The following is an 11,548-nucleotide window of genomic DNA, read 5'->3' on the forward strand; positions in this document are numbered from 1 at the left end:
CCGATGACGGCCTGGGGCCTGGCGGCTGCGGCGACGTCGAAGGTGCTCAGTCCGTCGAACTCTTTCGCACCGCGGATCCCCCGGTGTCGTCCTCTTCGGCGTTCGCGCGACGACGCGAAGCCTCTTCCTCGGCCTCGGCCTCTTCATCGGTGACGCCGCGCGCCTGATTGATCAGACGCCGCGCCGCTTCGGCGCCTTCCCCGCCGTGCGGACTGTTGGACAGAGGCGCCAGCAAGGCGATCGCTTCCTCCCTGTTTTCCACGGCGATCAGGGCGGTGGCCAGGTTCAGCCGGGCCTCGGTCAGCTGGGGCGCCAGGGTATAGGCGATCCTGAGCGTGGCGATGTCGTTCTCGTTCGGCCAGCCCAACACCCCCCGTCTGAGCTCCGACATGTGCAGAAGGGTGGTGTAGTTGGCCTCGTCCACCCGATAGGCGCGGGCCAGCAAGGCGCGCGCCTGGCCTCGCAGCGCGTTGACCGCATCGGGGTCCTCGGTCTCGCGCATTTGGTGAAACAGGTCCGAGACCAGAAGCTGCATCGCCTCGACGTGATCGGGATCCACGGCGAGCAGCTGGTTCAGCGCCGCTCGCCCGGCCTCCCGCTCGCCGAAGTGAAGCTCGCCGTGTCCCAGGACCAGCAAGGCCAGCGGATCGTTCGGATGACGGGCGGTCACGCGCCGGACGTCGCGGACGGTGTTGGCGCGCCGGTCTGCGGGCACGCCGACCTTGAGGCGCTGATTCAGCAGCAGCAGATCATTGGCCGACGACGGGAGGGACGTCACCTCGATCGGCACGGTCGGGAACGGGTGGATGATGGCCTGATACGGAATGCGTCGATAGGCGCGCAGCGTCCGCCGCAACTGGGTCATGTTCATGCCGGTGACCCGCTCCATCGCCTCGATGGAATCGCCGCCTCCGCCGACGTCCAGCAGATAGGCGTGAAGAAGCCGACGCCGATCCTCGTCGCCCATGAACCAGTGGGTCAACAGCCAGGACAGGGGATAGAAGGTCTCGCTGTTGCGAACCCGCCGCTGCAAGGGTCGTGACGACAGCAGATCGCTGATCAGCATCCATGAGCCGTCGGTGATCCAGGAGGCGCGGTTGGCGTTGTACTTGCCCACCAGCACCCGATCCGGCCGGATTTCGGCGGTCATATAGTATTCCGCAAACCCCTCGATGAACCAGGCGGGATAGGGGTAGGGGAAATGCTGCATCATGAAGTGGTGCGCATATTCGTGCAGCAGCACGTCGTCGGCGCCGAGGCCGCTGCCGGACTGTGTGGCGATGGCGAAGATGTCCTCGCCCGACGAGTGGTAGAAGCCCGCCACCTCGTCCTGGATTCCCGGCCGCACCGCGGCCAGACCCGACGGCGACCGCACCAGATAGATGGGAAGCTTCCGGTGAGGCGCTTCCTCGAGCGGAAGACCCATATGCATGCGCAGGAGGCGATCGAACGTCTCGAGCTTCTGGGTGAACTCACGCAGCGGGCGTTCCGGTCCATCGCTGTAGACGATGAACCGCTCGCTCTCGGCCTTGAGCCAGTCGGCGTGAGCCGGCGTCGCCGAAGCGGTCACGGCGAGGAGGAGAGCGGCCGTCCAGCCCTTCAGGCGTCGGAACATGTCTGTGATCCCGGAAGTGTCGGGACACAGAGGCCACACTGAAACGCAGGGGACAAGCGTCGCCGGTGTCGCGACCTTCGCCGGGTATCAGGCCGCCAGGCGGTTCCAGACGGCGCGGTCGGCGCTGACGGCGTCCAGGGCGCCGAGACGGTCGGAAGCGTTCAACTGAAGCATCACCGCCTCCGGCAGGGCGCAGAAACGCGGCTCGACCAGTTCCGGGGCGCAGTCGCGGGCCGGGGCGGCGAAAAGGGCCGCATTAACCTCCGGGCTCCGCTCGGCGATCAGCCAGGCCAGGCGGCGGGCGCGACCGGGATCAGTGCGGTGCAGGAGGGGATCCTCGGCGAAAAGTTCGCAGCCGAGCTCCAGCACATAGTCGAAGTCCAGCTTCTCGAAACGACGCGCGTCGGCGGGCGAGACCGGGCAGGCCTCGTCGAGATCGAAGACGACGTCATTGAGAAGAAACAGCATGAACCAGGCCCACATCGCCGACGTCGTTGTCGACATCGCCACCCTAGCGCCGGCCGCTTGCGGTCCCGTTCACGAACGCGGTTAAGGATTGGTGGCCGGATGTGGGGCGGGACCTTCAGTCGGGGTCGGCGACCTTTTCGGTGATGAAATGCCGCCCCTGTCGGTCCTCGATCTCGACCACCCACAGATCGGGGTCATAGCGGGCCTGGCGCTCGATATAGGCGTCGAGCTCGCTCTCGCTCTCGCTGGCGACGGGCTGGATCCACAGCCGGTCGCCGTCCGGTCCGAACGCCTCCGTATAGAGGCGGGCGCGGCGTTCGGCGGTGTCATAGGCCTTGACGATCACCGTGCCGGCGCGGGCGTCGCCCTTGCGCACGACGGTGGCGAAGGCCCCGCCGATCTCGGCGCGGCGGACCAGGGCGCCGACCCACAGGTCGCTGGACAGAAGCAAAACGGTAACCCTGATCGGAAACGGGACCGGAACCCTGACGGTCTAGGTTCCGGGGGTCATGATAGACCGATCCTCGCCGTCCGTCTGCCTCGCCGCGCCTCGGTCACGCCTCGCGGCCGCCGTCGCGGGCCTTTGCCTGGCGATCGGCTTGCCCGGCGCAGCCGGGTCGACGGAAGGCGGGTCCGGCGCCGCCCAGTCTTGGTTCGAACGCAGCTTCGTCGCCGCCGCGGACCGCAAATGCCGCCTGTTCGATCCGGCGCTGGGCGCCGCCCTGGAGGCGTCCGCGCTCCAGGCGCGCGGCGCGGCGGCTCGGGCCGGAGAGACGTCGGAACAGCTGGCCCAGGGGCTGGCGCGGGCCGAGGCGCTCGCCGCCGCGACCGCCTGCGACCATCCCGATCTGGCGGTCGTGCGCGAGCGGGCCGTCAGCGCCTACGGCGCCTGGACCGGCTTGCGACGGATGGATTTCCCCGGCGCGCGCAGCGCGTGGAAGGCGGATCGCACCCGACGGGACGCCGACGCCTGGCGTCTGTCCCAGACCGGCGGGATCGGCGGCGCCCGCGCCACGGTGGGCCTGTTGGCGCGCATCGACGGGTCCGACGACGTGGCCGTCGCTGTCGCCTTTCCCGGCGCCGCGCGGCCCTATGCGGCGCGGATCACCCTGCGTGACGCCGAGCGCGTGAACCTGCCCTGGCTCAAGGACGGCGGCGCGGCCCTGGCGCCGCACTGGACGACGACCAGCGTCATGGCGGCGTCCAACGCCCCGACCGAACCGGCGCTGACCGGCGCCTTGAAGGGCGACGGACGTCTGTGGGTGTTTCCGGCGTCCGCCGCCGACGCCCTGGCCCGACTGGATCCGCGCGAGACCTTCGTGGTCGAATTTCTGTTCCGTGACGACAGCGTCGCCCGCGTCAGGTTCGAGGTCGGGGATTTCGCCGCCGGCCGCGCCTTCGCCGCCCTCGGTCCGCTGTGAGGCGGGTTTCCTAGAGACCGTCCGAGGTCTCGACGGCGGGCCTTAGCGTCACGATCTCGGCGCCCGGAGCCGCGGCGTCGTCGTCCTGTCCGCCCAGATCGATCACCGGCAGGCGCACGGTGACGGCGGTTCCCTCGCCCAGGGTGCTTTCAAAGCTCATCCGGCCGCCGTGCAGTTCGGCCAGGGACCGCACCAGCGACAGACCCAGGCCCGTGCCCTGGGCGCGCTGGTCCGCCGCGCCGGCCTGTTCGAACGGCCGGCCGAGCCGTTTCAGGTCTTCCGGCGCCACGCCGACGCCGGTGTCGGCGACGACAAGCTCCAGATAGGGCCCGACGGCGGTCAGGGTGGCCGTCACCGATCCGCCGGCGGGGGTGAACTTCACGGCGTTGGACAGCAGGTTCAGCGCGATCTGTTGCAGGGCCCGGCGATCGGCGTCGGCCATGACGGCGTCGCCCGGCAGCACCGACTGAAGCGCCAGTCCCTTGTCGTCGGCGGCGACGCGGACCAGGGCCACGGCCGCCGAGACCGCCTCGCGGGCGTCGAACCGCTCGCGCGACAGTTCATAGCGATCGGCCTCGATCTTCGACACGTCCAGCACGTCGTTGATCAGGTTCAGCAGGTGGCCGCCGGCCTCGTGGATCGAGGCGGCGTATTCGGCGTACCGGTCGGGCAGGGGGCCGAACAGCCGCGACCGCATGATGTCGGCGAATCCCAGGACGGCGTTCAGCGGCGTGCGCAATTCATGGCTCATGTTCGCCAGGAAGCGGCTCTTGCCGGCGTCGCGGGCCGCCGCCTCAGCGCGTGCGGTCTCCAGTCCGTGTTCGCGGGCGAACTGGGCGGTGCCGTCCAGGGCCAGAACCACCAGACGCGGCGCGCCGTCGGGCCCGATGTCGAGCCGGCGCAGATGCAGGGCGATGCGTCGGTCCAGGGCCTCGCGCGGGGCGATGACCACCTGAACCGGCTCGGCCTCGGCCGGCGCGCGAGCGGCCCGCTCCAGGGCGTCCAGCAGCTTCGGCCTGTCCGGCGCGTGGGTCAGGGCGGTCAGGCCCTGAACGGCCAGGGCGTCGACGGACAGGGCGGGGGGCGCCCGGCCTTCAGCGGCGATCAGCCCGCCCTGAGCGGTCAGAACCAGAATGAGCCCCGGTTGGGCGTCCAGCAGGTCCTGGGCGCGGCGCCGTGACTGTTCGGCGGCCGCAGCGTCCCGTTCCACCGGTCCCCAGGTCCAGATCAGGGCGGCGGCGGCGGCGGCCATGGCCAGCAGGCCGCCTCCGGTCGCCAGGATCGGCGCAGACACGGCGTCCCCCGCGACCCACAGCGACAACAATCCGACCAGGGCGGCCGTGGCGGCGGCGCCCAGTCCGATCAGTGCGCCGGCCAGGCCCCAGCCCCGACCGCCCAGCAGCAGTCCGGCGGCCACCGGCAGGACCAGCAGTCCGGCCAGCGGCCCGCTCATCCCGCCCGACAGGGCCGAGGCCGCGACCGCGGCCAGCCCCCAGACGCCCAGCACCAGCAGGCGGTCCCGCCGCCCGTCCGCGCGGAAACGCAGGGCCACGCCCGCCAGCCCGGGCGCCGTCATCAGCACCAGGGCCGCGCGCACGGCCACGTCCGGCGAGGCGGGCGTCAGCAGGGCGCCCAGAAGCAGGGCGGCCACGCCCAGCGCCGTCGCCCCATGCCACAGGGCGGCGCGGCGCGTTTCCGGCGACGGCGTCGATGCGGGACGGGGCGGGTTAGAGGGCGACAAGCGGCTTTTTGAGGTTCGGAAGCGGGAGAGAGGAATCAGGCAGTGGTTGCTACGGGCACGGATCAAGCACAGTAGCGGCGCGGGCGACGGGCGGCGACGGGGCTCCCGCCACAGGCGACTCGCGTCCGCCGAAACCGGGGACGGTTGTGGCTGCGGCCCGGCCGGACTATGCCCGGCGGCATGCCGAACGACGCCCCGATCTCCGCCGACAGCATCGACCAGACGCTTGATGTGCTGATCGAGGATTTCGACCTGTTCGACGACTGGGAGGACCGCATCGCCTATGTCATCGACATGGGCAAGGACCTGGCGCCCCTGCCCGACGCCGACCGGATCGACGCCAACAAGGTGCCGGGGTGCGCGGCCCAGGTCTGGCTGGCGTCGGAGACGCGCGACGGACGCCTGTTCTTCCGCGCGGATTCCGACAGCGCCATCTCCAAGGGCAATGTCGCCCTGCTGCTGCGGCTCTACTCGGGCCGGACGCCGCAGGAGATCGCCGCCTTTGACGCCCGCGCCGCCCTGGATCGGCTGGGCCTGCCCCAGGCCCTGACGCGCCAGCGGGCCAACGGTCTGAACAGCATGGTCGGCCGCATCCGTCAGGAAGCCCTCGCCGCCGGTTGAAGGCGAAGTTTCGGCGTGCGGGGCGGCGGGTTCGTCGCGCGTCGATTGAAGGCCATGGCGCGATGGCGAGGCTGGCTCGGGCAATGAGGAGGTTCACGCCCATGACCCGCGCCCTGTCCCTGCTGACCGCCGCCGTCCTGACCTCGGCGGGGCTGTCGTCGCTTCCGCCTGCCACGGCCGAGGCCGCCCAGACGGCCCGATCGCCGAACGGAACCTGGCGCTGCAAGGCCCAGGGCGACATCCCGATCGGGATCCTGACCGTTTCGGGCGCGGGCTATCGGTTTCAGGCCGTCCGCAACACCGCCTGGGACCCCAAGCCGGGCGACGGTCTGAACGGCTCGGGCGCCCTGCGGCGATCGGGAACCACCCTGACGCCGACCAGCGGCCCTCTGGTGACGCGCGGTCGGATCATCAGCGGCTATTTCGGCGAGACCAGTTCGCCCTACAGCGGGCGCTACGACTATATCGACTTCTCCAACGAGGCTGGCGCCGACTACTTCCTGCGCTGCCACCGCCCCTGAGTCTGGCGCCTCCAGAAGACCCGCACGGCCTCAGACCAGGCCGTAGTGTCGGGCCAGATCGTCCAGCCCTTGCTCAAGCAGGCCGCGGCCCTGGCGACGCCTCAGACCCAGTTCGGCCTCTGCGGTCTGCAACCCGGTCCAGGCCAGGCATACGCGTTCGACCAGGGGCCGGGCGCGGGGCGAAACGGCGGCCAGGGCGACGACGACGCGTCGCGCGGCCGCATGGGCCGATGGCCCCGGCTCGACCCGCGCGGCCGATCCGGCCGAGGCGCGCGGCAGGGCGTCCCAGCGCATGGTCAGGGACGGTCCGCGCATCGCCTGCTCGGCTTCCGACCTCAGTCGCTGTCCGGCGGCGTACCGGGCGGGCGACAGCAGGGGCCGACCGTCGGCGTCGCGGCGATGGAACAGCCGATCCAGCGGACACTGGCCCAGGTTTGCGGGCGCCGTCATGGTGCGACCGTCGGGCAGGGTCACCGTCCGTTCGCCCGGCAGGACGCCGGGCCGACCCGCCTGATCCGGCCCATCGGTCGGCGCGCGACGACTGATCCAGCCGCCGGCGGGCCGGGCGCGCAGGCCGGGCGCCTCGATCAGGGCGGCCAGCTCCGCCTCGGTCAGCCGCATGGCGGCGCGACGCCGTCGATCCGGCGCCAGCCGCAGCGGATAGGCGCCGTCGTCAGCTTCGTCGATCCAGGCGTCGCCCTTCGAAAGCAGGCTGCGCGCCCGGCGCAGGCGAATGTCCGGCTCGATCGCCGCCGCCGTCATCGCGGGCCCGCCGAGGCGGCCAGGTCGGCGTCGGCCGACAGCTCCAGTCGCGGCGCGTCACAGACGTCGCGGACCGCTTCGGTCAGCCTGTCCAGCAGCCCGTCCAGGGCCGGATCGTCCCGCGCGTCCTCGGTCCAGCGACATCCCTGACCCGCTGTCGCCCGGCTGACCCCGAACACATGGCTGAGCCTTTCCAACGGCCAGCCATATCCGACATGGGCCAGGTACAGCGCCACTCGCCGCGCCCGTCCGCCGCTCGGCGTCAGCCGGCCCCGTGTTCTCAGCTCGTCCGGAGACACGCCGAAACAGACGGAGATCATCTGAATCACCAGGCCGGCCCGCACCTGATCCCGCTCCCCCACCGGCACGCGATACTGTCCCGCCAACTCATCCTCCCGCATTGATAGGAAAATATGCCTATCCTAGATCTACGTCAGCTTCGGTCGCGGCGTCGTCGGCCGGACGGGGAGGGTTAAAAAAATTCGAATCGTTGACTCGGGACTCTCGACGTCGATTCGCAAATCAGCCTACGATTCGCCTTAATGGGGTGGCGTTAACCGTTCTTAAGGTTTTCGCCGGTTAACTCTCGAACAAGGTTACCCGGCTCTTGCCTGGGTGTTCGACGATCAAGCTTTGCCTTGGAGGGGCATGAATGCGCGTTCTGCTGATTGAAGACGATCACGCGACGGCCCAGAGCATTGAACTGATGCTCAAGTCCGAGAGCTTCAACGTCTATACGACGGATCTCGGCGAGGAAGGCATCGATCTCGGCAAGATCTATGACTACGACCTGATCCTGCTTGATCTGAACCTGCCCGACATGAGCGGCCTCGAGGTTCTGCGCCAGCTGCGCGTCGGCAAGATCAACACCCCGGTGATGATCCTGTCGGGCACGCACGAGATCGAAACCAAGGTCAAGACGTTCGGCGGCGGCGCCGACGATTATCTGACCAAGCCGTTCCACAAGGATGAGTTGATCGCCCGCGTCCACGCCGTGGTGCGTCGCTCCAAGGGCCACGCCCAGGCCATCATCCACACCGGCGAGATCGCCGTGAATCTGGACGCCAAGACGGTCGAGGTCGACGGTCACCGCGTGCATCTGACCGGCAAGGAATATCAGATGCTGGAGCTGCTCTCGCTCCGCAAGGGCACGACCCTGACCAAGGAAATGTTCCTGAACCACCTGTACGGCGGCATGGACGAGCCGGAGTTGAAGATCATCGACGTCTTCATCTGTAAGCTGCGCAAGAAGCTGGCCACGGCCGCCGGCGGCAAACACTACATCGAAACCGTCTGGGGCCGCGGCTACGTCCTGCGCGATCCGGCCGAGGGTTCGAACAGCGTCGCCGCCTGATCCTTTCGGGAAGAAACGACCAGAACATCAGACGCCCGCCGGGAGACCGGCGGGCGTTTTGCATGTCGGGCGCCGTTCGGGGCATGCTGGACGCCGGGAGCCCGCCATGACCAAGCACCGCATCTATACGACCAGCGTCGCCAGCGTTTACGTCCACTATGTCGCCAAGGCCGAGAAGAAGGGGCGGACGAAGGCCGAGGTGGACCAGATCATCCTCTGGCTGACCGACTATTCGCCCGAGGCGTTCGAGGCCCTGCTGGCCGACAAGACCGACTTCGAAACCTTCTTCGCCCAGGCCCCGGCGCTGAACCCGGCGCGGGAGACGATCACCGGCGTTATCTGCGGCGTGCGGATCGAAAACATCGAGGACCCTTTGATGCGCGAGATCCGCTACCTCGACAAACTGATCGACGAACTGGCCAGGGGCCGGCCGATGGAGACGATCTTGAGGGGGTGACGCCCCGTCTCCTCCCCGCGCCGCGCGCCTGAACGCCCTCCCTTCTCCCGGTTGGGAGAAGGTGGCCCGCAGGGCCGGATGAGGGGACAGTGTCGAAGTCGGCGACAGCCGTCGCACCGCCCGTGACACGGCTCACGCCGACTGCTGCGATTGTCCCCTCACCCTTGAGCGCCAGGACGACGGCTGCGCCGCCGTGCGCTCAATCCCTCTCCCAACCGGGAGAGGGAACAGAGGAGGGCGGCGCCGTGTCGGAAGCTGTCGCTACGACCAAGCCCGAAATCAGTGCTCCCTTCTCCCGGTTGGGAGAAGGTGGCCCGCAGGGCCGGATGAGGGGACGGTTTTGAGGTCGGCGTCAGCCGTCGCACCTGCCGTGACACGGCTCACGCCGACCGCAGCGATTGTCCCCTCACCCTTGAGCGCCGGAACGACGGCTCCGCCGCCGTGCGCTCAATCCCTCTCCCAACCGGGAGAGGGGCGCTGCTGCCCGCCGCCCGGCCTATCCCCGCCCGAACACCTCCGCCACAGCCGCCGTCAGGGGTTTGGCTCGGCCGGCGTCGTCGAACAACAGGGGCTGGTCCTTGCCGTCGTCGCGGTTGTCTCGGCGCAGCCAGCTGTCGGAATCCCTCAGGCCCCAGATCGTGAAGGCGAACCGTTGGCGTTCGGGCAGGGCCATGAAGGCCTCGGCCAGTTCGACGACGCGGGCGCGTTGCTGCTCCAGCCGCTGGGCGCGGGACCGGAAATCGCCGCCGCGTTCGCGACGCAGGGAGGCATCCAGTTCGGACATGTGGACCGGCAGGCCGAACGAACCCAGGTCGCGCATGAAGCGGCTGATCTGTCCGGCCGGGATCTCGATGTCCAGGTGCGACTGGGTGCCCAGGCCGCCGATCGGCGCCCCGGCCTTCAGCAGCCGCTCGACGGTGCGCAGGAAGGTCGTTCCTTTCACCGGATTGTTTTCCAGGTTGTAGTCGTTGACGAACAGGACGGCCTCGGGATCGGCCAGTTTCGCCTGTTCGAAGGCGCGGATCATGTATCCGTCGTCGCCCAGGTTGCGGGACCAGTGGCTGTCGCGCAGGCCGTTTCCATCCTCGGCGATCGGCTCGTTGACGACATCCCAGCTGACCAGTTTGCCACGATAGCGTCCGGCGACCTCGGCGATATAGCGGTCGAAGGCGCGGCCGAAATGGGTGCGGTCGAAACCGGAAAAGGCCTGTTCGCCCTGAGAATACCAGATCAGGGCGTGGCCGTGCAGGCGCACCCCCTCGCGCTCGCAGGCGGCGGCGATCCGGTCAGGCGCGTCAAAGGTCAGGCGGTCGAGAGACTGGAGGATGTACTCCATCTTCATCTCCCACTCGGGCGTCAGCTGGTTCACCTGAGCGCGGGCCAGGGCGACCCAGGCCGGATCGTCGAAATGTCCGGCCATGACGGCTGTGCCGATCGGGAAGGGGGCGATCGACTTCAACGGCGGAACGGTCGGCGGCGTCGGCTCGGCGACGGCCAGTCGGTCACACCCCGCCAGCGTTCCAACGGCGAGCGGCGCCGCGAGCAGGGCGCGGCGGTCGATACCATCCTTCTCCCCTCGGGGGAGAAGGTGGCTCGCGCAGCGAGACGGATGAGGGGGCTGGGTCATCGCAGCGGCTCTCGGGCGATCGGAAAAGGCTGGGACATCCCCCTCATCCGGCCCTGACGGGCCACCTTCTCCCCCGAGGGGAGAAGGAAACTCAGGCGCTGCGGCGGCGCAGGGCCATTTCGTCGAAGGCGGCGGTTTCGCGCTTCGCGGCGGCGATCAGCTGGTTGAGGCGGGTCTGTTCGGCGACGTGCTCGAACTTCTTCAGTTCTTCGAAAGCGCCGGTCAGGGCGTCGCGGGCGCCGGCCTCTTCGGAGTCGATCGTCATAAGGTCACTCTCGGCGGCGGCCTTTCGCATCTTCCACCCGTCCATATAGGCGGTCAGCAGGATGGCGGCGGAGGCGTCGCCCTGGGCGCGCGTCTGTTCGACCTCGACCTCGGCGTCCAGGACCGCAAGGCGGATCTCGGCCGTCGCACGGCGCGCCGTGATCTCGGCCAGACGCTTCTGCAGCGTCTCGACCTCATAGTTCGAAATGCGGATCAGGGAGTGGGCCCAGGTGGTCATGAGAAGGAGAATGTGGCCGAAAGGTTAAGAGGAGGTTCGAGGTTCGAGGTTTTAGGTTCTAGGGGCGAGGCGGGCACGGAGGGCGGTCAGCATGTGACTGACCTCATCGGCCTGTTCGAGGATGTTTCCGCATTCAGACTCGTCAACGATCTTCAGGTGCTGCACGAGCAGGACGAAGGTCTCGAGCTCAAACAAGGAGCCCCGTGCAATACTGACGAAGTGTGCGTAGTCTTTGCGTGTGCCCCGACCATGGCCTTCTGCAATGTTGGCTGGAATGGAAGTAGAGGCACGGATCATCTGTGAAGTGATCCGGTATTCCTCCTGTTTTGGCATCTGGCGTGTCAGCCGATAGACAGCAGCGGCCAGGTCCATGGATTTCTTCCAGACCATGAGGTCACGATACGAACGTACCTCCACGTTCAGCCCTCGAACCTCGACCCTGAAACCTCGAACCTCATC

General features: G+C 68.7%; 14 protein-coding genes. 5 read left to right on the forward strand and 9 right to left on the reverse strand.

The genetic code is table 11. The features are described 5' to 3' along the window. Window positions 1-46: 46 nt before the first annotated feature. From ACO2Q1_RS00700 to ACO2Q1_RS00710, 3 genes are all read right to left on the reverse strand, one after another. The gene (locus tag ACO2Q1_RS00700) at window positions 47-1,615 is read right to left on the reverse strand and encodes a hypothetical protein (protein WP_423327621.1); all 1,569 of its coding nucleotides are present in this window, start codon (window positions 1,613-1,615) and stop codon (window positions 47-49) included. Window positions 1,616-1,702: 87 nt separating this feature from the next. Then, window positions 1,703-2,083, reverse strand: coding sequence for a hypothetical protein (locus ACO2Q1_RS00705; RefSeq protein WP_423328230.1), 381 nt, complete (start codon window positions 2,081-2,083; stop codon window positions 1,703-1,705). 115 nt (window positions 2,084-2,198) lie between these two features. Beyond that, window positions 2,199-2,534, reverse strand: a complete 336-nt coding sequence (locus ACO2Q1_RS00710; protein WP_423327622.1) for a DUF1491 family protein — start codon at window positions 2,532-2,534, stop codon at window positions 2,199-2,201. Window positions 2,535-2,592: 58 nt separating this feature from the next. On the opposite strand from ACO2Q1_RS00710, the gene ACO2Q1_RS00715 reads away from it, so the two are divergent. After that, window positions 2,593-3,504: a hypothetical protein gene (locus ACO2Q1_RS00715; protein ID WP_423327623.1), complete on the forward strand. Its 912-nt coding sequence runs from the start codon at window positions 2,593-2,595 to the stop codon at window positions 3,502-3,504. 10 nt (window positions 3,505-3,514) lie between these two features. Here the strand turns inward: ACO2Q1_RS00715 and ACO2Q1_RS00720 are convergent, their stop codons facing one another. Next, window positions 3,515-5,245 carry a sensor histidine kinase gene (locus ACO2Q1_RS00720; protein WP_423327624.1) on the reverse strand — a complete coding sequence of 577 codons (1,731 nt, stop codon included), beginning with the start codon at window positions 5,243-5,245 and terminating at the stop codon, window positions 3,515-3,517. Between the two features lie 180 nt (window positions 5,246-5,425). On the opposite strand from ACO2Q1_RS00720, the gene ACO2Q1_RS00725 reads away from it, so the two are divergent. Together ACO2Q1_RS00725 and ACO2Q1_RS00730 are read left to right on the forward strand one after the other, a co-directional pair. Further along, complete coding sequence (locus ACO2Q1_RS00725; protein ID WP_423327625.1) at window positions 5,426-5,866, forward strand: SufE family protein; 441 nt, start codon at window positions 5,426-5,428, stop codon at window positions 5,864-5,866. 101 nt (window positions 5,867-5,967) lie between these two features. After that, window positions 5,968-6,387 carry a hypothetical protein gene (locus tag ACO2Q1_RS00730; protein ID WP_423327626.1) on the forward strand — a complete coding sequence of 140 codons (420 nt, stop codon included), beginning with the start codon at window positions 5,968-5,970 and terminating at the stop codon, window positions 6,385-6,387. A gap of 30 nt (window positions 6,388-6,417) precedes the next feature. Here the strand turns inward: ACO2Q1_RS00730 and ACO2Q1_RS00735 are convergent, their stop codons facing one another. Both ACO2Q1_RS00735 and ACO2Q1_RS00740 read right to left on the reverse strand, forming a co-directional pair. Beyond that, window positions 6,418-7,149, reverse strand: coding sequence for a DUF6456 domain-containing protein (locus ACO2Q1_RS00735; RefSeq protein ID WP_423327627.1), 732 nt, complete (start codon window positions 7,147-7,149; stop codon window positions 6,418-6,420). Next, on the reverse strand, window positions 7,146-7,535 hold the full coding sequence (locus tag ACO2Q1_RS00740; protein WP_423327628.1) for a chromosomal replication initiator DnaA: 390 nt from the start codon (window positions 7,533-7,535) through the stop codon (window positions 7,146-7,148). The genes ACO2Q1_RS00735 and ACO2Q1_RS00740 overlap by 4 nt, the downstream gene beginning before the upstream one ends. A gap of 266 nt (window positions 7,536-7,801) precedes the next feature. On the opposite strand from ACO2Q1_RS00740, the gene ctrA reads away from it, so the two are divergent. Next, window positions 7,802-8,503 carry a response regulator transcription factor CtrA gene (gene ctrA / locus ACO2Q1_RS00745; RefSeq protein ID WP_423327629.1) on the forward strand — a complete coding sequence of 234 codons (702 nt, stop codon included), beginning with the start codon at window positions 7,802-7,804 and terminating at the stop codon, window positions 8,501-8,503. A 106-nt stretch (window positions 8,504-8,609) separates the two neighbouring features. Next, entirely contained in the window at window positions 8,610-8,960 is a 351-nt protein-coding gene (locus tag ACO2Q1_RS00750; protein ID WP_423327630.1) for a DUF2200 domain-containing protein, read from the forward strand. 496 nt (window positions 8,961-9,456) lie between these two features. On the opposite strand, the gene ACO2Q1_RS00755 is transcribed toward ACO2Q1_RS00750, so the two are convergent. The 3 genes from ACO2Q1_RS00755 to ACO2Q1_RS00765 form a co-directional block, all read right to left on the reverse strand. After that, window positions 9,457-10,587 (reverse strand): endo-1,4-beta-xylanase, encoded by a 1,131-nt coding sequence (locus ACO2Q1_RS00755; protein ID WP_423327631.1) that lies wholly within the window; start codon window positions 10,585-10,587, stop codon window positions 9,457-9,459. 91 nt (window positions 10,588-10,678) lie between these two features. Continuing rightward, a complete protein-coding gene (locus ACO2Q1_RS00760) occupies window positions 10,679-11,089 on the reverse strand; it encodes a flagellar export protein FliJ (protein WP_423327632.1) in 411 nt (136 codons plus the stop codon). 51 nt (window positions 11,090-11,140) lie between these two features. Continuing rightward, window positions 11,141-11,479, reverse strand: a complete 339-nt coding sequence (locus ACO2Q1_RS00765; RefSeq protein WP_423327633.1) for a four helix bundle protein — start codon at window positions 11,477-11,479, stop codon at window positions 11,141-11,143. Window positions 11,480-11,548 lie beyond the last annotated feature (69 nt).

This window comes from Brevundimonas sp. VNH65 (assembly GCF_049445955.1).
Lineage (GTDB): Bacteria > Pseudomonadota > Alphaproteobacteria > Caulobacterales > Caulobacteraceae > Brevundimonas.

What these genes read in the sequence shown, in the direction of transcription:
- ACO2Q1_RS00700 (WP_423327621.1), bottom strand. Translation starts at nt 1,615, where the DNA reads ATGTTCCGACGCCTGAAGGGCTGGACGGCCGCTCTCCTCCTCGCCGTG.
- ACO2Q1_RS00705 (WP_423328230.1), bottom strand. Translation starts at nt 2,083, where the DNA reads ATGCTGTTTCTTCTCAATGACGTCGTCTTCGATCTCGACGAGGCCTGC.
- ACO2Q1_RS00715 (WP_423327623.1), top strand. Translation starts at nt 2,593, where the DNA reads ATGATAGACCGATCCTCGCCGTCCGTCTGCCTCGCCGCGCCTCGGTCA.
- ACO2Q1_RS00725 (WP_423327625.1), top strand. Translation starts at nt 5,426, where the DNA reads ATGCCGAACGACGCCCCGATCTCCGCCGACAGCATCGACCAGACGCTT.
- ACO2Q1_RS00730 (WP_423327626.1), top strand. Translation starts at nt 5,968, where the DNA reads ATGACCCGCGCCCTGTCCCTGCTGACCGCCGCCGTCCTGACCTCGGCG.
- ACO2Q1_RS00735 (WP_423327627.1), bottom strand. Translation starts at nt 7,149, where the DNA reads ATGACGGCGGCGGCGATCGAGCCGGACATTCGCCTGCGCCGGGCGCGC.
- ctrA (WP_423327629.1), top strand. Translation starts at nt 7,802, where the DNA reads ATGCGCGTTCTGCTGATTGAAGACGATCACGCGACGGCCCAGAGCATT.
- ACO2Q1_RS00750 (WP_423327630.1), top strand. Translation starts at nt 8,610, where the DNA reads ATGACCAAGCACCGCATCTATACGACCAGCGTCGCCAGCGTTTACGTC.
- ACO2Q1_RS00755 (WP_423327631.1), bottom strand. Translation starts at nt 10,587, where the DNA reads ATGACCCAGCCCCCTCATCCGTCTCGCTGCGCGAGCCACCTTCTCCCC.
- ACO2Q1_RS00760 (WP_423327632.1), bottom strand. Translation starts at nt 11,089, where the DNA reads ATGACCACCTGGGCCCACTCCCTGATCCGCATTTCGAACTATGAGGTC.
- ACO2Q1_RS00765 (WP_423327633.1), bottom strand. Translation starts at nt 11,479, where the DNA reads ATGGTCTGGAAGAAATCCATGGACCTGGCCGCTGCTGTCTATCGGCTG.